Origin of the sequence: Rhodococcus sp. KBW08, assembly GCF_003852455.1 — a bacterium.
GTDB classification, from domain to species: domain Bacteria; phylum Actinomycetota; class Actinomycetes; order Mycobacteriales; family Mycobacteriaceae; genus Rhodococcus_F; species Rhodococcus_F baikonurensis.
The window spans coordinates 298,722-320,131 of record NZ_QAJJ01000011.1 but is presented as its reverse complement, the minus strand read 5'-3'; the positions used below and the strand labels follow the sequence as shown (position 1 = coordinate 320,131).

Below are 21,410 nucleotides of genomic sequence, written 5' to 3'. Positions count from 1 at the left end.
CGGATCAGCGAACGAGCGTCGTACGCATCAACATGACGTTGTAGTCGGCCCACGTGGTGGCAAGGAAATACAGTTCCGAACCGCTGGACCACGGGTGGATGTAGGCAGCGTAGATACCGGGAACCTCGACCAGATTGACCAGTGTTTCCGGCGCTGTCCACGGACCGACAGGACTGGGCGCGGTACGCATCACGATCGAACTGAACGCGTCGGCGTACATCGCGACGAACTTGCCGAGGAACTCGTTGTACTGAACGGAGACCTCACCGATGCGGCCGTCCATGACGGGTACGGCCGCAGCTGGATCGGCGCGAATCCAGCCGTTTCCGTTCCAGTACTCGTAGGCGGAAAGTTGAAGGATCGAATCCTCGGGGACGCGAGAAAGCCGAACCTCGCCGGATCGTCCCGCGGGGGTTCCGTAGTTGTAGACGAACCCGCCATCCTTCACCATCGAGCTCATCTGAAAGTTCTCACTACCGGCAACAGGACCTACACCGGTGGGAAGAACACCACCGATGTTGGGGCGCAGCGTTTCCGGATGCGTGGCCCACGTTTCGCCGTTGTCCGAGGAAGTGGCAATCTGTGAGTAGTTCGTGCTCCACTGCCCGGCCTCACCCCAGTTACGCACCGACATGTAGCTCAGATACTGCACACCGTTCACCGCAATGCCGCTGGTGGGGATACTGGACGCCTCGACGCCCGGAACCTTCAGACCGGCAATGATCTCGCGTGCCTGACCGGCGCCGTCCATCGGCGCGCTGTCGATGCGCATACCGTCGGCCAGCACCCGATCCGAGCTGCGGAAGAGTACATTGCTTCGCCACTCGCCCACCAAACCGTCGCAGGCGGGGTTGCGACTGAGCCCGGTGGTGTCACCGAAAGCGGTTAGAATCTGACCGGCACCGTTGTCCCACATGATGCCCAGATCCGTGCCCAGAACATTGAAGCGATCGACCGTCTTGTTGGGACTGTATGTCCCGGTGACTTTTTCGATCGCGGTAGTACGCCCGGACAGGCCCGGCAACCCTCCGGTGTTGCCGTTGAGCCACGGCGCCGCATTGGCCGGCCCTCCGGCACTGCCGACACCACTCACTCCGACGCATCCCGGCGCCGCCGTCGCCGGCGAAGCCACCGCCGTGACGGCAGCGGCCGCAATCGCAGCAACTGTTCCGAACACTCCCAACGATCTCCCCGCGCGAAACATGACTCCCCCAAGGCCGGGATTGTTGGTGTTGTTGTCGTCGTTCCCCCCGAACCTCGGACAATCTAGCAACCTCAGTCACAGATAACCCAATCGGACAAAGACACGAAAAGGCCTGAAAGTCATAGTAGTTCAGACTTTCAGGCCTTTTCGGACAGAGAAGATCAGTCAGACGGTCAGCGCGCTCCGCTCGCACCGCCGTCGAGTGGGATCACCGCGCCGGTCAGATAAGCCCCGGCACGCGAAGCCAGGAAAATTGCAAGACCTGCAGCGTCCTGGGGAGTTCCGACCCGGCCCAACGGGACCGAGTCCGCCACAGCCTTTGCGCTCTGCTCGTCCTCCAGGAGGAATGCCATCATCTTCGACGGAAACGGACCCGGCGCAATGGCGTTGACCGTGATCTGTTCCCCCGCAAGCGTCGCCGCCAACTTGCGCGTCAACATGTGTACCGCAGCCTTACTGGCACCGTACGAGAAGTTTTCCGAGCCCGACACCACAAGTCCGTCGATCGATCCGATATTGATTACGCGCGCGGGATCTTCGGCCTTGGCCGCAGAACGCAACTGCGGCAACAGCTTCTGTGTCAAGAGGAAGATGGCTTTGACGTTGATGTCGAAAATCTTGTCGAAGCCGGCGGCCGGAAAATCGTCGACCGGAGCTCCCCACGTCGCACCGGCGTTGTTGACCAGTACGTCGAGCGTCGGCGAAATCTCGGCGACCTTCGCAGCGAGGCTCTCGATCCCCTCGTCCGTGGACAGATCGGCCGGATGCGAGATGCAGGTGCCGAACTCCGAAAGCTCCCGCGCGGCTTCGTCACAGGCTTCGGCTTTTCGAGCCGAAATGACGACCGTCGCACCGCCTTCGACAAATCCGCGAGCGATCATGTATCCGATGCCACGTGATCCACCGGTGACCACAACGGTCTTGCCACTGACGTCGAACAGTCCCTCGATCAAGCTCATGCGACCTCGAAAAGCCCGGCAGCACCCATGCCGCCGCCGATGCACATGGTCACGACCACGAGCTTGGCTCCGCGCCGTTTTCCTTCAAGAAGTGCATGGCCGACCAGACGAGCACCCGTCATTCCGTACGGATGGCCGACGGAGATACCGCCACCGTCGACGTTGTACTTCTCGGGATCGATCCCGAGCTTGTCACGGCAGTACAGGGCCTGAGAGGCAAAGGCCTCGTTGAGTTCCCAGAGATCGATGTCGTCGACCTTCAGCCCGTGCAGATCGAGCAGGCGGGGAATCGCGAACACCGGCCCGATGCCCATCTCGTCGGGAGCGCAACCCGCGACGGCCATGCCACGGTAGATACCGAGAGGAGCCAACCCGCGGCGTTCCGCCTCGCCTGCCTCCATCAGCACGGAAGCGGAGGCACCGTCCGAGAGCTGAGACGAGTTGCCCGCAGTGATGGAGGAATTCGCACTGACAGTACCGTCGGCCAGAACCGGTCGCAGACTCGCCAGACCTTCCAACGTGGTGGAAGCGCGGTTGCCTTCGTCCCGGGTCAGCGTCACGGACTCGCTGCGGATCTCACCCGTCTCCTTGTCCTGCACCTGCTTGATCGAGGGCAGCGGGACGATTTCGAGATCGAACCGACCTGCGTTCTGAGCTGCTGCGGTCCGCTGCTGCGAGACGAGCGCGAATTCGTCCTGCTGCTCGCGGGTCACTCCGTAGCGCTCGGCGACGATTTCGGCCGTGTGCAGCATCGGCATGTAGATCGACGGCTTGTTTTCCTTCAGCCACGGATCAGCCGCGCGGAAGTTGTTCATGTGATCGTTCTGTACCAACGAGATCGATTCGACGCCGCCGCCGACCGCGATCTGCATTCCGTCGTCCACGATCTGCTTGGCTGCGGTTGCGATGGCCATGAGCCCGGACGAGCACTGACGGTCGATCGTCATTCCGGAAACCGAGTCCGGAAGCCCCGCCCGCAGTACCGCTTGCCGCGCGACGTTGCCGCCGGAAGATCCCTGCTGCAACGCAGCGCCGAGAATGACGTCCTCGACCTCGCCGCCTTCGAGTCCCGCGCGCTGAACTGCATTCGAAATGGCATGTGCAGCGAGCTCTTGAGCCTGAGTGTTGTTGAACGCGCCGCGGTACGCCTTACCGATCGGGGTACGGGCAGTGGAAACGATGACAGCTTGCCTCATCGGGGAAACCTTTCGTCGAACACGAAGTGCTGTGCGCCTTTATTAACCGCCGGGGGTTAATAAAGGCGCACAGCAGAGAATCAGGGCTGGAACACGACGCGACCGACTGTGGTGCCGTCGCCGAGGCGGCCGATACCGTCGGCCACGTCCGTCAACGACAACCGCTCACTGATCAGTGGTTTGACCAGACCGGCATCGGCGAGCCTGGTGAGCTCGACGTGGCAATCGTCGATGGCCTGCTGGTTGTAGGCCTTGTACAGCCCCCAGTGCAGACCGATGATCGAATAGTTCTTGATGAGAGCATGATTGAGTGCCGGCTGCGGAATCGTGCCGCCCGCGAAACCGATGATGACGATCCGTCCCTCGAAGGCGATGCACTTGGTGGACTTCGCGTATGCGTCACCGCCGACCGGATCGAAGACGACATCGGCGCCCTTGCCGCCGGTGAACTCCTTGACCGCTGCCACGAAGTCCTCACTGTGACGGTCGACCACGAGGTCTGCGCCCAGCTTGCGCGCGTACTCCGCCTTGTCCGGCCCACCGACGACACCGATCACCTTGGCGCCTGCCGCCTTGCCGAGTTGCACTGCAGCACTGCCCACACCACCCGCAGCGGCGTGAACCAACAAGGTTTCACCTTCGAGCAGTTGAGTGCGCCGGTGCAGAGCGAACCACGCCGTCTGGTAGCCGATGCTCAGTGCGGAGGCTTCCGCGTCGTCGAGAGCCGACGGCGCCGGGAACGTGTTGTTCTGATCCAGCACCGAGTACTCGGCGAATCCACCGGACGGCAGACTCGGATTACCGATCACCCGGTCCCCCACCGCGAACTTGGTCACCGATTCACCGACCGAGACCACTTCACCACACAGTTCGACGCCGGGGGTGAAGGGCAGCGGCGGCTTGATCTGGTATTCACCCCGGCACATGAGGACGTCGGGGAAGTTGGCCGGAGCGGCCAGCACCTTCACCAACATCTCCGTCGCACTGGGGGTGGGATCCGCGGTTTCCTCCAACGCGAGTACATCGCGGGGTTCGCCGAGTTCGTTGACGCGCCAAGCCTTCACAGCAATTCTCCAGACAGATAGTGGGTGGGATTCAGGACGAGATCGGGAGGTCGACCAACTCGGCGAGGCGTGCCCGATGCTGATATGCGGTTCCCAGCGACAACTGATCGCTCTTCGCCCGTTTGAGGTAGAGGTGCGCCGGATACTCCCACGTCATTCCGATACCACCGTGGAGTTGGACGCATTCCTCGGCGGCATGAACCGCGACGCCGCTGCAGAATGCCTGGGCTACCGTCGCCGCGATCGCCGCATCGTTGTCGCCGCGTGCATAGGTGTCCGCCGCATAGCGTGCTGCCGCGCCCGAGGAACTGACTTCGAGCCAGAGATCGGCCAGGCGGTGCTTGATCGCCTGGTACGAACCGATCGCCCGGCCGAACTGCTTGCGCTCCTTCACATACGCGAGAGTCGTTTCGAGGCACCACTGAGCTACAGCGAACTGTTCGGACGCCAGAAGTGCGCTTCCGCAGAGCAACGCTTCCTCAACCGCTTGCGCCGCATTGCCGCCGTCGACCCGGACCGACGGCGACCCCGAGAACTCGACGTCCGCCAAACGGCGCGTCATGTCCAGGGACAGAACGGGCGTGACGGCAGCGTCGGCGATCCGAACGGTGTGCAACTCCAGACCGCTCTCACCGGCAACCGGGACAACAAGAACATCGGACTCGGCGACACCGGCAACCGTTGTGACACTGCCGACGAGTCCACTCGCCGTCACCTTGACAGAGGGTGTGAAAGTTCCTGGTGCAGTGGACAACGGGACGACCAGAGCAGCCGTCGACTCCCCGGTGGCCAATTGACCGAGCACCTCGGTCTCACCTGCCTTCAGCAACGCCGTCGTCGCCAGCACCGCGCTGGTGAAGAACGGAACGGGCGCGACCGCACGTCCGATCTCCTCCATCACGACCGCCGCCTCACGCGTCGACGCACCTGCCCCGCCCAGTTCCTCGGGTACCAGCAGTCCCGCCAAACCGAGTTCCGACGCCAGCGACTTCCACAGCCCGGTGAAGTCGGCGGACACGTCGTCGTATGCCGTGACCACGGTGTCGGCGCCGGCACGCTCGGTCAGCAGTCGTCTGACGCTGGCTCGCAGATCTTGTTCGGTCTCGGAGTACAGCAGATCAGCGCTCATCGGGGTAGGTCCTTCCAGGCGATGTCCTTGTCGACGCGATGCTCGGGTGGCAGCCCGAGTACGCGTTCTGCGATGACGTTGCGCAGGATCTCCGACGTTCCGCCCTCGATCGAATTGCCCTTGGCTCGCAGGTACCGGTATCCGGGTTCACGCCCGGTGAAGTCGACGGAATCCGGTCGACGCAGTGTCCAGTCGTCGTAACGCAGACCGGCTTCGCCGTGCAACTCGAGGTCGAAACCCGAAATCTGTTGGGCCAAACCGGCAAAGGCGAGCTTCATTCCCGAGCCTTCGGGGCCGGGCTGGCCGGCGGCGAGCTGCTGACGCAGTCGCTCCCCGGTCAGACGCGCAACTTCGGATTCGGTCCAGAGCCGCATCAACTCGTCGTGCATTGCCGGATTACGCAACTCGGGCTCGTCGCGCCAGGCCTGAGCGACCTTTCCGATCATGCCGCCCTCACGCGGTGCGCCCGAACCGATGGCAACACGCTCGTTGTTCAGGGTGGTTGTCGCAACCTTCCATCCCTGACCTTCGGCTCCGAGGCGATTGGCGTCCGGAATCCTGACGTCCGTGAGGAATACCTCGTTGAATTCGGCCTCGCCGGTGATCTGACGGAGCGGCCGGACGTCGACGCCCGGGTCGGTCATGTCGCAGATGAAGTAGCTCAGACCCGCGTGCTTCGAGCGTGACGGATCGGTCCTGGCCACCAGAATCGCCAGCTGCGCGTTCTGCGCACCCGACGTCCACACCTTCTGCCCGTTGACTATCCAGTCGTCGCCGTCGCGGACGGCACGGGTAGCGACGGCCGCGAGGTCCGAACCTGCGCCCGGTTCACTGAACAGCTGGCAGTAGACCGTCTCCGCAGTCCACAACGGGCGCAGGAACTTCTGCTTCTGCTCCTCGGTACCGAAGGCAGCGATGGTCGGTGCCGCCATGCCCAGTCCGATCCCGTTCTTGCCGGTGGCCGGGCCGGGTGCACCGGCAGCCTCCAGCTGAGCGTTCACCTGCCGCTGAAAGCTCTGCGGTACACCGAGTCCCCCATGACCTTCGGGGAAATGAACCCACGCCAGTCCGGCGTCGAATCGTGCGCCAAGGAAATCCGATACCGACACACTGCTCGGATCGTTTTCCGCGAGAAGCACGTTCACCTTGTCGGTGATGTCACGCGATACTGCCTCTTCGTCGAAAGCCATGCCCATTCCTTCGGTTCGAGCGGTGAGCGGACTGTCAGTCCTTGGGCCCACCGGCGACGTAGACGACCTGACCGGAAACGAAGCCCGCGCCTTCACTGACGAAGAACGACGCGGTGTGCGCGATGTCCTCGGGCTGACCGACGCGGTTGACCGGAATCTGCGAAGCGGCAGCGGTCTTGAAGTCCTCGAAGCCGACTCCCATGCGCTCTGCCGTTGCGGCGGTCATCTCGGTTTCGATGAATCCGGGGGCAATGGCGTTGGCGGTGACGCCGAACTTGCCCAGCTCGAAGGCCAACGTCTTGGTGAATCCCTGCATGCCGGCCTTGGCTGCGGAGTAGTTGACCTGTCCGCGGTTGCCGAGAGCCGACGTGCTCGAGAGGTTCACGATGCGGCCGAACTTCGCTTCCACCATGTACTTCTGCACCGCACGCGACATGAGGAACGCTCCACGCAGGTGGACGTTCATCACCGAATCCCACTCGGCAACGCTCATCTTGAACAGAAGGTTGTCGCGAGTGATGCCGGCATTGTTGATCAGCACGGTAGGTGCACCCAGTTCTGCGGCAACACGATCCACCGCTGCAGCAACCGAGGCCTCGTCGGAGACGTCAGCGCCGACGGCCAAGCCCTGGCCGCCTGCAGCCTTGATCGCGTCGACGGTTCCGGCACACGCCGCTTCGTCGAGGTCGAGCACGGCGACGGCAAAACCGTCTTCCGACAGTCGCTTCGCCACGGCCGCACCGATTCCGCGTGCTGCGCCCGTGACAATTGCGGTTCTACGTTCCTGGCTCACTGGCCCTCCATACTTTCGTGATTCGACGGACACCGGACGATCTCGTCAGATCCCGGCCTGATCTGCAATTTCCCTGGCTTTGGCGACCAAGGCGTCAATACGTTCCACGGTGGGAGTTCCGCTCTCGGCGGCATTCTGCGGTTCGTCGCGGGCGCGACGCATCACGCCCTCGGCGATCACGGCAATCTTCCACAGCCCCAAGGTGTGCCAGAACTTCAGCGCAGCCGGATCCCGTCCGGTGGCCTCGAGATAGATCCGGGAGATCTCCTCTCGCGAGGGGAATCCGGGGAGCGCCGACGCCGGAAAATCGCCGCCGGTGTCCTCCCCAGCCGCCGGCCAGTACGCCAACAAGCTTCCGACGTCCGCCAACGGATCACCGAGTGTGCACAGTTCCCAGTCGAGGGCCGCGACAACTTCGCCGTTGCTCGCCGAGGTGATCACATTGCGTAGGTGAAAGTCGCCGTGCACCAACGTGGTTTCAGTGTGATCCGGCTGGGCCGCAATGAGTCGTCGGGTGAGATCGTCCAGATCAGGGCATTCCCGCGTCTTCGACTGTTCCCACTGACCACCCCACCGCTTCAGCTGCCGCGCGGCGTAGGGCTTGTGACTTGCCAAGTCGTCGAGACCTGCCTGCTTCAGATCCACGGCGTGAATCTTCGCGAGCGTCTGAGCCAGCGAGATTCCGATTGCCCTGCGACGCTCTTCCGACAACGCCTCGGCAAGAGGCATCCGGTCGACGACTTCGCCGTCCACGAATTCCATGAGAAGCAGCGGAACTTCGGTGACGGACGGATCCTCGGTCAACCCGAATACTCGCGGCGAAGGCACGTCGGTGGATTCGAGAGCGCTCAGGATGCGAGCCTCACGCGCCACGTCGTGAGCCGAGGCGAGAAGGTGACCGAGCGGTGGGCGTCGTAGAACCCAACGGTTACCGTCCTGATCACGAACCAGGTACGTGAGGTTGGACTGCCCCAAACCGATTCGATCGAAGGACAGCGGCCCGGTGAAGTCGATCCCCAGGCCTGCAATCCACCCGGTAACCGCCTCGGTATCGAGTCCCACTACTCCGACGCTAGCCACCGACGGACGCTCCCTGCCGGAACGGGAGTGCGTCACCCAACAACTGGCCACCGTCGATGGTCATGATCTCGCCGGTGATCCACTGGGCTGCATCCGAAACCAGGAAGGCGATGGCCGCGGCCACGTCCTCGGGTTCACCGATGCGTCCGAGAGCGGTCGACGCGGACACCGCTTCTTCATGTTCTTTCCACAGAGCTTCGGCGAGTTTGGTTCTCACCACTCCCGGAGCAACGGCGTTGACACGGATCTTCGGTGACAACTCGAGCGCCAACTGCTTGGTGATGTGGATCAGAGCAGCCTTCGACGCGTTGTACGTACCGATCCCGGCCTCGAACGCCATGCCGCCGATCGAGGCGGTGTTGACCACGGAACCACCGTGCTCGCCCATCCAGGCCCGCGCTGCCAGGCCGGTCCACAGGACTGGAGCCCACACGTTGACGTCGAAGGTCTTGGCGAAGCGCGAGTGATCCTGGTTGATGATCGGCCCGAACGACGGGTTGGTGCCCGCGTTGTTCACCAAGATGTCGAGACTGCCGAAACGCTCGATCGTCTGCTCGACGCACGTGCGTGCAGCATCCTCGTCCGTCGCGTGAGCGCCGACGCCGATCGCGTTGCCGTTCACCTGTGCGGCAGCCGCATCTGCGGATTCCTGTGAGCGCGAAGTCAGTACGACGTTTCCGCCCGCCGCCGCAATCGCCTGCGCGGTAGCGAGGCCGATGCCCCGCGATGCGCCGGTGACGATTGCCGTCTTACCTGTGAGATCCAGTCCTGCCATGTCAGTTCGCCTTGACTTCGCGGTACTTGCGCAGTTCCTGCTTGGCGATGGCGCGCTTGTGCACCTCGTCCGGGCCGTCGGCCAGGCGAAGGGTGCGCATGTGAGCGTAAGCCATCGCGAGCGGGAAGTCGTCCGTGACGCCGCCGCCGCCGTGAACCTGGATGGCGCGGTCGATGATCTTGAGCGCGATGTTCGGCGCCGCAACCTTGATGGCTGCGATCTCGGTGCGCGCTTCCTTGTTGCCCACCGTGTCCATCATGTGAGCGGCCTTGAGCGTGAGGAGTCGAACCATCTCGATGTCGATACGAGCCTCGGCGATCCAGTCCTGGATATTCGCGTTGTCACTGACGGGCTTTCCGAAGGTGATGCGGGTGGATGCGCGCTTGCACATCAGTTCCAGTGCGCGCTCGGCCATTCCGATTGCACGCATGCAGTGGTGGATGCGGCCGGGTCCGAGGCGAGCCTGGCTGATCGCGAATCCTTCGCCCTCGCCGGCGAGAATGTCCTTGGCCGGGACGCGCACGTCCTCGAAGGTGATCTCGCCGTGTCCTTCACGGTCCTGGTAGCCGAAGACCGGCAAGTTGCGCAGGATCGTGACGCCGGGAGCATCGATCGGAACGACCATCATCGACTGCTGACGGTGGGTGGCGGCATTGAAGTCGGTCTTGCCCATGACGATCAGAACCTTGCAGTTCTGATGCAAAGCGTTGGAAGCGAACCACTTACGGCCGTTCAGTACGTACTCGTCGCCGTCACGGTCCATACGAAGCTGGATGTTGGTGGCGTCGGAACTGGCAACCTCGGGCTCGGTCATCGCGAAAGCAGAACGGATTTCGCCTTCGAGAAGCGGCTTGAGGTACTTCTCCTTGTGCTCGTCGGTGCCGAAGAGCGTGAGCACCTCCATGTTTCCCGTGTCCGGAGCGGCGCAGTTGGTGGCTTCGGAAGCCAGGTGGCTGCGGCCCATGATCTCCGCGAGCGGTGCGTATTCCAGGTTGGTCAGGCCGGGGCCCCATTCGGGATGCGGGTGAAAGAGGTTCCACAGCCCGCGCGCCTTGGCTTCCTTCTTCAAGTCGTCGATGATCGGCGGCTGGAAGTGCGGGTTACCGGACTCACGCATCTGCTCTTCGTAGACCGCTTCGGCCGGATAAACGTGCTTGTCCATGAAATCGAGCAGTTCGGCCTGGTACTTCTTGGTGCGATCCGAGAACTCAAACACTGACATGTGAACTCCTGACAGAGAGGGAAGGAAAATTGGGGGCTCGATGTTCGAGATGGCTGTTGACGCCTTCGACGACATCCGGGCCGTGAAATGCATTCAGCATCAGCGATTCCGCACGCCTGGCGGAATCGGTGAAGGTCGAGTGCGCGTCGGCACTCATCTGAGACTTGATGACGGAGAGGGACGTCGGCGAGCAGTTGGCCGCGATGTCCTCGGCGTAAGCAATCGCCGCATCCAGAGCGTCACCGCCGGTGACCAGGTGGTCGATCAAACCGATGCGGTACGCCTCGTCGGCATCCACCATCCGGCTGGAAAGCAGCAGATCGACTGCTCGACTGTGACCGACCAATCGGGGCAACATCCAGGAGATGCCGTACTCCGCAATGAGGCCTCGACGCGCGAACGCGGTAGTGAATCGTGCTGCACTCGAACCGAAACGAACGTCGCAGTACAGAGCCTCGACCATTCCGAGGCCTGCGGCGACGCCGTTGACGGCAGCGATCAGCGGCTTGCGGATGGTGGTCGGGAAATCACGATCTCGCGGTCGGACCAGATCACTTTCGGAAACGCCGCCGACGTTCTTCAGATTGCCGAGGTCAGCCCCCGAGCAGAATCCGCGGCCCGAGCCGGTGACTACAATTGCTCGGACACCGGGATCTTCGTCTGCTGCGGCCAAAAGGTCGTAGTACTGATCTTCGAGCTCGTTGGTCCACGCGTTGAGAACGCGGGGCCGATTGAATGTCAGAACCAGCACCGCGCCTCTCTGCTCGGAGAGGACGAGTTCCTCGGTCATCGCGTTCCCGCGAGCAGCGACGCCTGGTACCGACGCATCCCGCGCAGCCAACGGTCGTAGTCGGCGCCCTTCTGCCGGTACATGTCCAGCACGTTCTTGTGCGGAAGGATGAGGAATTCCTCGGCATCTACTGCGGCCAGAACGATTTCGGCGCATTCAGCCGGCTCGAGAACGTTGCCGGCGGCAAGCACGGCTCCGGTTGCGGCCTTGCCGACCGGATCGCCGGAATTCTCGCCTTCGTAGAGAAGCTTGGTGTTGACGCCCATCGGACACAGGCAACTGACGCGAACACCCTGATCTCCGTAGGTGATCGAGAGCCACTCCGCAAATGCGACCGCGGCATGTTTGGTCACCGAGTACGCGGCCGAGCCGACCTGGCTGAGCAAGCCGGCCGCAGAGGCGGTGCTGATGAAGTAGCCCTCCCCGCGCTCGGTCCAACCGGGGACGAGGAGCCTGGCAGCGCGAATGTGAGCGCGAACGTTGACGTCGATCGTCGTGTCCCAGACGTCCTCGCTGATGTCGAGGCCCATGCCTCCGGTGACGCCGGCATTGGCGAAGTAGAGGTCGACCGGGCCGAATTCCTTCTCCGCCTGCGCGATCAGGCCTGCAATGACCGTCTCGTCGGAGACGTCGCCACCGGCAGACACGGCCGCTCCGGGATACTCCGCGTTGATCGCCTCGGCTACCGCTGACGCCGCAGCTCCGTCGAGGTCGGCCACTACGACGCGAGCGCCCTCGGCAGCCAGTCGCTCGGCCAGCGCACCGCCGATCCCCCCGCCGCCACCGGTGACAATTGCTACCTTCTGGGCAACCTTCATGAGCGATTCCTCTCGCTTGCGTCATACCTACGCGCTGACAGTGATCCACGTCTCCCCTCATGTATAGTTGAATCCGGCGTCAGTTTCAACCGTCGAATCGCGACGGTCACCCGAACGGCCCGTTCCGTCCTCCTGAACTGCGAGTAAAGGGATAACGATGACTGAAAACCAATTGCCCGTCCGCCCGTCCACCTTCGCCGAGCTCGAGAAGCTCATCGGCCAGGAACTTGGCCCGACGGAGTGGTACGACATCACCCAGGAGCGCATCAACGCGTTCGCCGAAGCCACAAACGATCATCAGTGGATTCACGTCGACCCGGAACGAGCCGCATCGAGCCCGCTCGGCAGCACCATCGCGCACGGACTCTTCAGCCTCTCGCTGGGCCCGCAGTTCTCCTACCAACTCATCCACTTCGACGGCTTCGCCCACAGCCTCAATTACGGCTACGACAAGGTTCGCTTCCCCGCTCCCGTTCCTGTGGGATCCCGGGTCCGCATGCGCGCAACCGTCGTGTCCGCAGAGCAGTTGCCCGGCGGAATCCAAGTGAAGATGAGCCAGGTGGTCGAGCGTGAAGGTTCCGACAAGCCCGTGGTCGTCGCCGAATCCGTCGCTCGCGTCGTCGAGAAGAGCTGAATCGAGAAGGGCTGAACCTGCATACCCCGGCCGCTCCGAGCCTCCCGGCCCGGGGCGGCCCCTCGTCAGAGACGGTCAGGAAATTTGAGAGCGTTCGCCCACAGATCGGTCACCGTGGCGACAATCTGATCGAACTCCGGCGAACGCCCGTCCACCTCACCCTCACGGAGGGTGAACAGACTGTAGGCGAGTCGACTCACCATGCCGGACAGAGCAATCGACGCCGTCATCGGATCCAGCGTCGTGTCCGCGATGCCGCGGGACTGCAGATCTGCAATCCCGCGGGCATTACGGCGTATGAACGCATTGGCCCGCTCGCTGCGGAACTTCCGGAACTCCGGATCGATGTGAGCAACCTGCTCCATGAGCCCCATCAACTTCGCATTGCGTTGGTATGCGGCCAGATACGCTCGATTGCTCGCCTCCAGCACGGCGTACGGATCGTCCGCGCCCGCAACGCGTCCCATGCCCGGATGCATCATGTCGTCTCGCGCGACCTCGAGGACGGCGGCGAACACCTCTTCCTTGTTCGCGAAGTACGTATAGAACGATCCCGTAGCGCAGCCGGCTTCTTTGGCGATGTCGATCAGACGGGCATCGAGATAGCCACTACGCTCGAAAACCTTACGGGCAGCGGCAACTAATGCCGCACGCGTGCGGGTACCCCGCTCGGTGGTCGGTCGATCACGGAGCAGCGCTGGCGGAGCCACCGGTAAGGCGGCAATTCGCGATTCGTCGTCGAGCACGGTGCGCTCCTCATCCTTCCGAGTCAACATCATTTTCGGGACAATCCCAGCAGACTCGATGTTGACGCCGGATTCAAGTGTACGCTCTGGTGAGACCCAGGACACACAATCGGTCGATTCCTCCCGAAAGGCAGAACCATGGTTAGCGTTCTCGACCCGGTGACCCGTCACGCGGAAGCCACTCCGGACAATATTGCAATTCGCGGCACGGATAATCATTGGACATACCGGCAGCTTCACGACGCATCTCTGGCGTTCGCCGGCCGCATTCGCGACGAAGGGTTGAGCGTCGGCGACCGCGTTCTGCTCGCAGCGCCGTCGGTGCCGGAATTCATCGTGGCGTACATGGGAATTCAGGCCGCAGGTTGTGTCGTGGTACCGATCAACACGATGTCGGCGCAACCCGAAGTCGAGTACGTTCTCGACGACGCGGAGATTTCCCTCGCCATCGCGTGGCATCAACTCGGGTCCGCAGTCCAGGATGCAGGGAGTGCGCGGGGCGTCCGGGTGTGGACGCTCACCGAAGAATCGGCGAAGGCCGATCATGCACCCGCAACTGTGGTCGACCGTGCGGCAGCAGACACCACGGCGATTCTCTACACCTCCGGCACCACCGGACGCCCGAAGGGCGCTCAGCTGACCGTCGGGAATTTGTTGTCCGCCGGTGAGATCGGCGCCGAGAGCAGCCGCGGAAACCCTTCGGACCGAACCGGAACCGGACTGCCGCTCTTCCACATCTTCGGCCAGGGCTCGGTCATGATGGCAACCTTCACCGGCGGCGGATCACTGTCCCTGCTCGCCCGGTTCGACCCCACCGCCATGCTCGATCTGGTGCGCCGGGACAAACTCACCGTCATGGCCGGCGTCCCCACCATGTGGAATGCCATGCTGCACGCCGCCGCCGACGTGGACAGCTCCGACTTCGAGCAACTGCGGATCGCAATCTCCGGTGGCGCATCACTTCCCGGTGAAGTTGCTCGCGCCTTCGAAGCACGGTTCAACTGCACGATCCTCGAGGGCTACGGCCTGACCGAGACGAGCGCATTCGGAACTTTCAACAGCATCGACCGCGTTGCAAAGATCGGATACACCGGCCGCGCCGTACCGCGGACCGAGGTCGAGGTTCGTGATCACGACGGAAATGTCTGCGAGGCAGGCACAGTGGGCGAAGTATTCATCAAAGGACCGACGGTCATGAAGGGCTACTGGAAGCGCCCTGACGACACGGCCGCCGTCCTGTCCGACGACGGATGGTTCCGCACCGGAGACCTCGGCGAGACCGACGCCGACCGTGACCTTCGCATCGTCGACCGAGTCAAGGACCTCATCATCCGTGGTGGATACAACGTCTATCCAGGCGAGGTCGAAGAGGTGCTCTACCAGCATCCCGACATCGTCGAGGCCGCGGTGATCGGCATACCCGACGACTACTACGGCGAGGAGGTCGCGGCAGTGGTGGCCGTGCGCCCAGGCTCCGACCTCGAGGCAGACGCCGTCACCTCGTGGGCTCGGGAACGTCTGTCCGCCTACAAGATTCCGCGGGTGGTCCAGTTCATCGACGCCCTCCCGAAGGGTTCGACGGGGAAGATCCTCAAGCGATCGATCGACCGCACCGAACTCCTCGCCCAGAAGCAGAACTGAAAAAACAGGTGAGCCCCGGCGAGATTTCGCCGGGGCTCACCAATCCATTCGCTCAGAGAGCGTCGAAGTACTCGATCTGCGGGGCGCCGGCGAGGAACGGCGCCATCGCCTTTCCTGCAGCCTGGAAATGCTCGGACGTTCCGTGTGCCTTGATGGCAGCGCCGTCCTGGTACAGCTCCATGAACTTGTAGGAATTCGTATCTGTCTTCGAGCGGATCAGTTGATACAGAATTGTTCCGGGCTCTTCTGTGCGCACCTTCTCGGCGAGTTCGGCGATTACGGCTTCGAACTGCTCGCCGCTTCCGTCCTTGACGGTGATATCCGCGATGACAGCAATCATTCATTCCTCCAAAAGTGTTCCGGCAATATCCGAGTGTTCCAGCAGTGTCCACGTGTTACCGAGAAACCTACAGTTTCACCGCGTGGGCAGTAGTCCGAACGTCGATTCCAATTGTCTGCGAGTGCTTTCCGCGTCAGTGTGAAGAATGCCGGCGATCCCCAACCGCGCCGCACCGTCGAGGTTCTGTTGCAGATCGTCGATCATCACGGCGTCGTCTGGCGCGACGCCCAGACGCTCACACGCAATAGTGTAGATCTGACGAGAAGGCTTACGAATCCCGACTTCCGACGAGATCACCACCTCATCGACCAACTCCTCGAGGACAAATCCCGCATAACAATCACGCCCGAAAGCATTCGACACGAGCGCAACAGGGTGTCCCGCCGCCCGAACATCTGCGAGCAGAAGCACCATCTCCTCGTCTCGAATCAGCCCGGCCTGCATCCGGTCCACCAATCCGGCGCTGTCGACGACGGCGCCGTGTGCTCGTAGCCGTTCCCCGAATCCGACCTCGAAGGCCTCCTGGTCGATCTTTCCGGATTCGTGATCGGAGAGCAGCTTCTTCGAGACGTCGTCGCGGGAGAGCAGGGTCAACGGAAGTCGTGGGTCTCCCCCAAGCGAGGCCCCGAAATCTTCGAAGGCCTGAAGAACACTGGAGGTGAGAACTCCACCGAAATCGACGAGCACTGCCGTACGCGTAGGTGTCATTGCTCTATCAGACACCAAACATGAACCCGGCGTCAACATCAGTTTTGGCGCAGCGAGAACTGTAAAGTGTTGATCCACAACCGGTTGACCGTATCGAGCAGACCGTCGAAGGTCACTCCAGCCGCGCCGTCCTCGCCGCCGCGGGATACGAAGTACCCGAACGCAAGTCGACTGATCATCCCGGAGAGTGCCCGAGACGTCAGGAGCGGATCCAGGTTCGCGTCCGCCAGACCGGCTTTCTGCAGCTTCTCGATACTGCGCGCGTTGCGTCGAACAAACGCGTCAGCGCGCTCGAGGCGGAGAACCCGGAACTCCGGATCGATGCTTGCGACCTGCTCGAGCAGTCCCATCAGCTTCGCGTTCCGTCGGTACGCCTCGAGGTATGCACGGTTACTCGCCGCGATGACGTCAGCGGGATCGGCGCCTTTCGGAGTGTGCGGCATTCCCGGATGCATCATGTCTTCTCGCGCCAACTCCATCACTGCTGCGAAGATCTCTTCCTTGCTCGCGAAGTAGGTGTAGAAGGTGCCGGCCGAGCACTGGGCCTCCACCGTGATGTCGATCAGACGCGAGTCCAGATAACCGGTCCGCTCGAAGACGGTGCGAGCCGCATCGATCAACGATCGACGCGTACGCAAACCACGCTGAGTGGAGGGAAGTTCCCGTGACACTGTCGACGAAGCATCTTCGGAGCCTGTGCGTGCTGCAGCCATGCTCCAGTTATACGTCAGACGCCCGCCACCGGTGACCGGTAGCGGGCGTCTGTTCGAAACCGAAGGTACTACTTGGCGTAGAGATGCGCGCCGGGAATGGCGTTCGGATCGTCCCGAACTTCCTTCGGGTTGGTCTCTTTCAGTACCCAGGCGCTGAAGAAGGTCACCAAACCCATGAGTGCTACGAACACGGCAACCCACGTCGTGGTTCCGGTCTTCGCGATAAGCGCGGTCATGATGAACGGGGTTCCACCACTGACCGTGATCGCGGCCAACTGGTAGGCCAACGATGCTGCCGAGTAACGCACGTTGGGTGCGAACAGCTCACCCATGTATGCCGCGATCGGCCCGTAGGTCATCGACTGGAACACACTGCCGACCGTGACTGCGATGAAGAACAGCGGCAGGGACTTGGTGTTGATCAACCAGAAATACGGGAATGCCCACACCACGATCGCCGCGGCGCCGATCAGGATCATCGGACGACGACCGATCTTGTCCGACATCTTCCCGGACCACAGCACCACTCCGACTGTCAGCAACGCACTCAGGAGCGAAATGATGAGCAGTGAGTTCCGCTTCAACCCCAGTTCGGTTGTGCCGTAGCTGAGCACACCGGCGATACTGATGTAGAACAGCGCATTGGTGGCGGCCAGAAGTCCGCAACCGAGCAGAATCTTGCGCCAGTGATCCTTGAGCGCCTGAGCTAGTGGAGCCTGAACGACGACATCCTTCTGATTCTTCTTTGCATCTTCCTGCAGCTCGAGGAACTCCGGCGTGTCCTCGACCTTCGTCTGGATGTACAGAACCACCGGGAAGAGCAGCGCGCTGGCGAAGAACGGAACCCGCCAACCCCAGCTCAGGAATGCTTCGTTGGAAATGGTCGCGGTCGCGACGAGGAAGACCAAGTTGCCCAGCACTACACCGAACGACACACCCATCTGACCGAAAGTGCCTGAGAATCCACGCTTCTTGGGACTCGCGGATTCAGTGAGGAGAAGGACGATTCCGCCCCACTGGCCACCGCAGGCGAGGCCTTGGATGAATCGCAGTGTCACCAGAAGAATCGGAGCGACGACGCCGATTGCCGAAGCACTCGGAATCGCGCCGATCAGGAACGTCGCGACAGCCATCAGCAACAGGCAGGTGACGACGGCGGGCTTGCGTCCGTACTTGTCGCCGAAGTGTCCGGCGACCAAACCACCGATGGGACGGGCCACGAAGCCGGCCCAGAACGTACTGAACGAGAGCAGTGTGCCCATCAGTGCGGATGAATCGGGGAAGAACACATGCGGAAAGACCAGTGCCGCAGCCGTTCCGTACAAGAAGAAGTCGTACCACTCGATGGAACTGCCGAGCAGTCCCGCGCCGAGAAGTTTGCGGTGCGCCTTCTTCTTCTTCCGTTCCTGATCGGACAGGCCCCCTGCCTGCGTGCTCGAATCCACTGCCGATCTCGTCATGGGTTACTCCTCGATGGGTCGGACGCTCGTCGCGCCGGGAGCTGAGAAAGTGAAACCGGGCCAGAAGTAGAAACTGACACCAACTTCAACTCTGCGGCGTTGCGATCAGTCTGCGATACAAAAAGAGTGATGTCAATCACTGAAATACATTGCCGCATAAGGGACTAAATCCCCTATCGATGCTCGCCGATCACCACGACGAATGGCCGGCTCACCCAGTCGGCGGCCGGCAATTCGTTTGTCAGGTGGATCTAGCTCGGTACCCGCAGTTCGCGACGGAGAATCTTTCCGCTCACGGTCTTGGGCAGGTCGTTCATGATCTCGACGATGCGCGGATACTTGTATGCTGCAAGTCTTTCCTTGCAGAACTCGACCAGATCCTCGGTGGTCGCTTCGGATCCTTCCTTGAACGACACGAAGGCCTTCACGGTTTCACCGCGGTACGGATCCATGACACCGACGACGGCGGCTTCCCGCACGGCAGGGTGTTCGTAGAGAACATCTTCCACTTCGCGCGGCCACACCTTGAAGCCCGAGGCATTGATCTGATCCTTCATCCGGTCGACGACGTAAAACCAACCGTCACTGTCCATGAATCCGATGTCGCCGGTGTGAAAACGACCGCCTGGCATGGCATGTGCAGTTTCCTCCGGCTTGTTCCAGTAACCGAGCGCGACCTGCGGACCGGAGACCACGATCTCGCCGTACTCGCCGATCGATACCGGCTTGTCGTTCTCGTCCACTATCTCGGCGTACGTGTTCGATACCGGAACACCGACGGCAACGGCGCCCGACGACGGATCCACCGGCGCTTCACGCGAATTCGGTACCACGATTGCCGGGCTGTTCGTCTCGGTCAGCCCGTAGCCGTTGTGAATGTAGTGACCGAACTTCGCCCGGAACGCTTCCAACGCTGCGTGCGGGATCGGCGCGCCACCTGAATACACCGACTCGAGACTGCTCAGCGATTCCTTCGAGACTGCCGCGCTGTCCGTCCACGCGATGAATACGGTGATCGCACCGATGATCGCGGTGGCCCGATGCTCCGAAATCGATTCCGCTGCAACAATGGGGTGGAATCGGCAGGTCAGAATCGTGGGCGCGCCGGCCAGGAGTGGAGCCGCGACGTGCCCGATCAACCCGGTGATATGGAACAGTGGCGCCACCGCGAACATCGCGCCGCCGGGGCGCAACCCCAACCAGTCCCGATAGATCTGTGCTGCGAACACGACATTTGCGTGTGTGTTCATCGACCCCTTCGGCGGGCCGGTTGTCCCTGACGTATAGGGAAGGTAGGCAAGGTCTTCCGGGGACAGATCGACCTTCTCGGGCTTCTGCCCTCGATGAGCCTCGATCAATTCCAGTAGATCCGGAAATCCATCATGACGAATCCTGGACGCCGAACCGAAGATTCGTTCATCGTCGCGCGACTGGAAATCCAGTTCCGACGTGGTGACGACCCGTCTCACTGCGGTGCCCTCGGACGCAGTCGCCACGGTCTCGGCCGAGGACTCGAGACAGATGACTGCTACCGCGCCGCTGTCGGCGAATACGGTGGCCAGCTCACGGTCCCGGTACATCGGATTGACCGGAACCACGACGGCGCCGCGCTTCCAGACCGCGACCGTCGCGATCACGAACTGCGGAACATTCTGCAGGACAAAGGAAACTCTGTCACCGAAACCGATTCCGTCCTCGGCGAGGGCTACGGCAAGCGCGTCCGACATCTCGTCGAGCTCGGCAAAGCTGACGGTCCTGTCGAAGTACCTGATGATCGGGGCGTCGCGATCGCGATCCAGCGACGCACGGAACATCGTCAGGGCATCGGCATGCTCGATGTCCACGTTCGGCGGAGTGTCAGCGTCGTAGTTGGCGAGCCAAGGCTTGCTCTCGTACACGTTGGTCATAGCTCAGCTCTCGAAGTACCGACGTGGGTTGTCCACCAGCATGGTGTTGATCTGATCCTCGGTGACGCCACGTTCGAGCAGCGTGGGGATGACCTGATCGCTGATGTGGGTGAAGTTCCAGTTCGGTACCGCGGCAGCCTTGGCTTCACTCGAGAACCAGTCGATGAAGCATGAGGCATCATGTGCCAGAACCATTTTCTCGGCATAGCCGCGGCGCGCCAGTTCCACGACGGTGTTCACCCGCTCCTCGAACGGGAGCAGAACATCGAGACCGAAACGGTCCATCCCGAGTAGCGAGCCTGCATCGGCCAGCTCACACAGGTAGTCCAGGTCGGTGGAATCACCCGAGTGCCCGATGACCACCTTGGTCAGATCCGCACCCTCCTCGGCCAGAACCTTCTGCGCAACGAGGCCCGATTCCGTGTGCGGGTTGGTGTGGACCGTGATCGGTACACCGGTTTCGACCTGTGCCTGACCGACAGCTCGCATCACCCGCTCGACGCCGGGAGTCAGACCAGGTTCTTCGATGGCGCACTTGAGGAACGACGCGCGGATGTCGGTGCCGGCAATGCCGTCCTTGATGTCCTTCACGAACAGATCGACCATCGGCTCGCGAACGTCGAACAGCAAACCTGGTCCGGTGTAATGGAATTGGAACGGGATGTCGTTGTAGGTGTAGACGCCGGTCGCGACGATGATGTTGAGGTCGACCTGCTCGTTGATCCGGGCGATACGCGGGATGTAGCGACCGAGTCCGATCACCGTGGGATCGACGATCGTGCTGATCCCTCGTGATTTCAGTTCGGACAGCTTGGTCACTGCATCGGCTACGCGAGCCTCCTCGTCCCAAGGCTCCGGGTAGTCGGGATAGTTCTGACGCATCTCCTCACCCAGAACGAAGACATGCTCGTGCATCAACACCTTTCCCAGATCGGCTGTGTCCACCGGCCCACGAACGGTTTGTACTGAACTCATCGATCGAACCCCTGACTGTGATCGCCATCACTAACATGAGACAATGAGCTAGTGTGTCTCACGTCG

Annotated in this window: 21 protein-coding genes; 2 read left to right on the top strand and 19 right to left on the bottom strand. The window is 62.0% G+C overall.

Going from position 1 to position 21,410, the window contains the following annotated elements; translation table 11 throughout:
• Positions 1-4 precede the first annotated feature (4 nt).
• From DBV08_RS16500 to DBV08_RS16445, 12 genes are all read right to left on the bottom strand, one after another.
• Positions 5-1,204 (bottom strand): DUF4185 domain-containing protein, encoded by a 1,200-nt coding sequence (locus tag DBV08_RS16500; RefSeq protein ID WP_095972762.1) that lies wholly within the window; start codon positions 1,202-1,204, stop codon positions 5-7.
• Between the two features lie 173 nt (positions 1,205-1,377).
• A complete protein-coding gene (locus DBV08_RS16495; RefSeq protein WP_095972763.1) occupies positions 1,378-2,163 on the bottom strand; it encodes a RhlG family 3-oxoacyl-ACP reductase in 786 nt (261 codons plus the stop codon).
• Positions 2,160-3,359 (bottom strand): acetyl-CoA C-acyltransferase, encoded by a 1,200-nt coding sequence (locus DBV08_RS16490; protein WP_124568121.1) that lies wholly within the window; start codon positions 3,357-3,359, stop codon positions 2,160-2,162. The genes DBV08_RS16495 and DBV08_RS16490 overlap by 4 nt, the downstream gene beginning before the upstream one ends.
• 80 nt (positions 3,360-3,439) lie before the next feature.
• On the bottom strand, positions 3,440-4,423 hold the full coding sequence (locus tag DBV08_RS16485) for an NADPH:quinone oxidoreductase family protein (protein ID WP_095972765.1): 984 nt from the start codon (positions 4,421-4,423) through the stop codon (positions 3,440-3,442).
• A gap of 31 nt (positions 4,424-4,454) precedes the next feature.
• Positions 4,455-5,552: an acyl-CoA dehydrogenase family protein gene (locus DBV08_RS16480; protein WP_124568120.1), complete on the bottom strand. Its 1,098-nt coding sequence runs from the start codon at positions 5,550-5,552 to the stop codon at positions 4,455-4,457.
• Positions 5,549-6,742 (bottom strand): acyl-CoA dehydrogenase family protein, encoded by a 1,194-nt coding sequence (locus tag DBV08_RS16475; protein WP_124568119.1) that lies wholly within the window; start codon positions 6,740-6,742, stop codon positions 5,549-5,551. The genes DBV08_RS16480 and DBV08_RS16475 overlap by 4 nt, the downstream gene beginning before the upstream one ends.
• 34 nt (positions 6,743-6,776) lie before the next feature.
• Positions 6,777-7,535 (bottom strand): 3-oxoacyl-ACP reductase FabG, encoded by a 759-nt coding sequence (gene fabG / locus DBV08_RS16470; RefSeq protein WP_019745698.1) that lies wholly within the window; start codon positions 7,533-7,535, stop codon positions 6,777-6,779.
• A 45-nt stretch (positions 7,536-7,580) separates the two neighbouring features.
• Entirely contained in the window at positions 7,581-8,615 is a 1,035-nt protein-coding gene (locus DBV08_RS16465) for a phosphotransferase family protein (protein ID WP_185564665.1), read from the bottom strand.
• Positions 8,608-9,390 carry an SDR family oxidoreductase gene (locus tag DBV08_RS16460; protein ID WP_095972768.1) on the bottom strand — a complete coding sequence of 261 codons (783 nt, stop codon included), beginning with the start codon at positions 9,388-9,390 and terminating at the stop codon, positions 8,608-8,610. The genes DBV08_RS16465 and DBV08_RS16460 overlap by 8 nt, the downstream gene beginning before the upstream one ends.
• Position 9,391: 1 nt before the next feature.
• Complete coding sequence (locus DBV08_RS16455) at positions 9,392-10,612, bottom strand: acyl-CoA dehydrogenase family protein (RefSeq protein ID WP_019745701.1); 1,221 nt, start codon at positions 10,610-10,612, stop codon at positions 9,392-9,394.
• Complete coding sequence (locus DBV08_RS16450) at positions 10,599-11,402, bottom strand: enoyl-CoA hydratase-related protein (RefSeq protein ID WP_124568118.1); 804 nt, start codon at positions 11,400-11,402, stop codon at positions 10,599-10,601. The genes DBV08_RS16455 and DBV08_RS16450 overlap by 14 nt, the downstream gene beginning before the upstream one ends.
• The gene (locus tag DBV08_RS16445; RefSeq protein WP_124568117.1) at positions 11,399-12,220 is read right to left on the bottom strand and encodes an SDR family oxidoreductase; all 822 of its coding nucleotides are present in this window, start codon (positions 12,218-12,220) and stop codon (positions 11,399-11,401) included. Before DBV08_RS16445 ends, DBV08_RS16450 begins: the two co-directional genes overlap by 4 nt.
• A 157-nt stretch (positions 12,221-12,377) precedes the next feature.
• On the opposite strand from DBV08_RS16445, the gene DBV08_RS16440 reads away from it, so the two are divergent.
• Positions 12,378-12,854, top strand: coding sequence for a MaoC family dehydratase (locus tag DBV08_RS16440; protein ID WP_003942878.1), 477 nt, complete (start codon positions 12,378-12,380; stop codon positions 12,852-12,854).
• Between the two features lie 65 nt (positions 12,855-12,919).
• On the opposite strand, the gene DBV08_RS16435 is transcribed toward DBV08_RS16440, so the two are convergent.
• Positions 12,920-13,633, bottom strand: a complete 714-nt coding sequence (locus DBV08_RS16435; protein ID WP_206029810.1) for a TetR/AcrR family transcriptional regulator — start codon at positions 13,631-13,633, stop codon at positions 12,920-12,922.
• 105 nt (positions 13,634-13,738) lie between these two features.
• On the opposite strand from DBV08_RS16435, the gene DBV08_RS16430 reads away from it, so the two are divergent.
• Positions 13,739-15,241, top strand: coding sequence for a class I adenylate-forming enzyme family protein (locus DBV08_RS16430; protein WP_124568116.1), 1,503 nt, complete (start codon positions 13,739-13,741; stop codon positions 15,239-15,241).
• A 52-nt stretch (positions 15,242-15,293) separates the two neighbouring features.
• Here the strand turns inward: DBV08_RS16430 and DBV08_RS16425 are convergent, their stop codons facing one another.
• The 6 genes from DBV08_RS16425 to DBV08_RS16400 form a co-directional block, all read right to left on the bottom strand.
• A complete protein-coding gene (locus tag DBV08_RS16425; protein ID WP_095972772.1) occupies positions 15,294-15,581 on the bottom strand; it encodes a putative quinol monooxygenase in 288 nt (95 codons plus the stop codon).
• 75 nt (positions 15,582-15,656) lie between these two features.
• The gene (locus DBV08_RS16420) at positions 15,657-16,289 is read right to left on the bottom strand and encodes an HAD family phosphatase (RefSeq protein WP_185564662.1); all 633 of its coding nucleotides are present in this window, start codon (positions 16,287-16,289) and stop codon (positions 15,657-15,659) included.
• 38 nt (positions 16,290-16,327) lie between these two features.
• The gene (locus DBV08_RS16415) at positions 16,328-17,002 is read right to left on the bottom strand and encodes a TetR/AcrR family transcriptional regulator (RefSeq protein ID WP_124568115.1); all 675 of its coding nucleotides are present in this window, start codon (positions 17,000-17,002) and stop codon (positions 16,328-16,330) included.
• Positions 17,003-17,070: 68 nt separating this feature from the next.
• Positions 17,071-18,462 (bottom strand): MFS transporter, encoded by a 1,392-nt coding sequence (locus DBV08_RS16410; protein ID WP_003943131.1) that lies wholly within the window; start codon positions 18,460-18,462, stop codon positions 17,071-17,073.
• Between the two features lie 251 nt (positions 18,463-18,713).
• A complete protein-coding gene (locus DBV08_RS16405) occupies positions 18,714-20,369 on the bottom strand; it encodes an AMP-binding protein (RefSeq protein WP_124568114.1) in 1,656 nt (551 codons plus the stop codon).
• Between the two features lie 3 nt (positions 20,370-20,372).
• Positions 20,373-21,344 carry a phosphotriesterase gene (locus DBV08_RS16400; protein ID WP_095972776.1) on the bottom strand — a complete coding sequence of 324 codons (972 nt, stop codon included), beginning with the start codon at positions 21,342-21,344 and terminating at the stop codon, positions 20,373-20,375.
• Positions 21,345-21,410: the final 66 nt, after the last annotated feature.

What these genes read in the sequence shown, in the direction of transcription:
- DBV08_RS16480 (WP_124568120.1), bottom strand. Translation starts at nt 5,552, where the DNA reads ATGAGCGCTGATCTGCTGTACTCCGAGACCGAACAAGATCTGCGAGCC.
- DBV08_RS16500 (WP_095972762.1), bottom strand. Translation starts at nt 1,204, where the DNA reads ATGTTTCGCGCGGGGAGATCGTTGGGAGTGTTCGGAACAGTTGCTGCG.
- DBV08_RS16460 (WP_095972768.1), bottom strand. Translation starts at nt 9,390, where the DNA reads ATGGCAGGACTGGATCTCACAGGTAAGACGGCAATCGTCACCGGCGCA.
- DBV08_RS16475 (WP_124568119.1), bottom strand. Translation starts at nt 6,742, where the DNA reads ATGGCTTTCGACGAAGAGGCAGTATCGCGTGACATCACCGACAAGGTG.
- DBV08_RS16440 (WP_003942878.1), top strand. Translation starts at nt 12,378, where the DNA reads ATGACTGAAAACCAATTGCCCGTCCGCCCGTCCACCTTCGCCGAGCTC.
- DBV08_RS16435 (WP_206029810.1), bottom strand. Translation starts at nt 13,633, where the DNA reads ATGATGTTGACTCGGAAGGATGAGGAGCGCACCGTGCTCGACGACGAA.
- DBV08_RS16455 (WP_019745701.1), bottom strand. Translation starts at nt 10,612, where the DNA reads ATGTCAGTGTTTGAGTTCTCGGATCGCACCAAGAAGTACCAGGCCGAA.
- DBV08_RS16415 (WP_124568115.1), bottom strand. Translation starts at nt 17,002, where the DNA reads ATGGCTGCAGCACGCACAGGCTCCGAAGATGCTTCGTCGACAGTGTCA.
- DBV08_RS16420 (WP_185564662.1), bottom strand. Translation starts at nt 16,289, where the DNA reads ATGACACCTACGCGTACGGCAGTGCTCGTCGATTTCGGTGGAGTTCTC.
- DBV08_RS16445 (WP_124568117.1), bottom strand. Translation starts at nt 12,220, where the DNA reads ATGAAGGTTGCCCAGAAGGTAGCAATTGTCACCGGTGGCGGCGGGGGG.
- DBV08_RS16450 (WP_124568118.1), bottom strand. Translation starts at nt 11,402, where the DNA reads ATGACCGAGGAACTCGTCCTCTCCGAGCAGAGAGGCGCGGTGCTGGTT.
- DBV08_RS16405 (WP_124568114.1), bottom strand. Translation starts at nt 20,369, where the DNA reads ATGACCAACGTGTACGAGAGCAAGCCTTGGCTCGCCAACTACGACGCT.
- DBV08_RS16430 (WP_124568116.1), top strand. Translation starts at nt 13,739, where the DNA reads ATGGTTAGCGTTCTCGACCCGGTGACCCGTCACGCGGAAGCCACTCCG.
- DBV08_RS16410 (WP_003943131.1), bottom strand. Translation starts at nt 18,462, where the DNA reads ATGACGAGATCGGCAGTGGATTCGAGCACGCAGGCAGGGGGCCTGTCC.
- DBV08_RS16495 (WP_095972763.1), bottom strand. Translation starts at nt 2,163, where the DNA reads ATGAGCTTGATCGAGGGACTGTTCGACGTCAGTGGCAAGACCGTTGTG.
- DBV08_RS16400 (WP_095972776.1), bottom strand. Translation starts at nt 21,344, where the DNA reads ATGAGTTCAGTACAAACCGTTCGTGGGCCGGTGGACACAGCCGATCTG.
- DBV08_RS16490 (WP_124568121.1), bottom strand. Translation starts at nt 3,359, where the DNA reads ATGAGGCAAGCTGTCATCGTTTCCACTGCCCGTACCCCGATCGGTAAG.
- DBV08_RS16425 (WP_095972772.1), bottom strand. Translation starts at nt 15,581, where the DNA reads ATGATTGCTGTCATCGCGGATATCACCGTCAAGGACGGAAGCGGCGAG.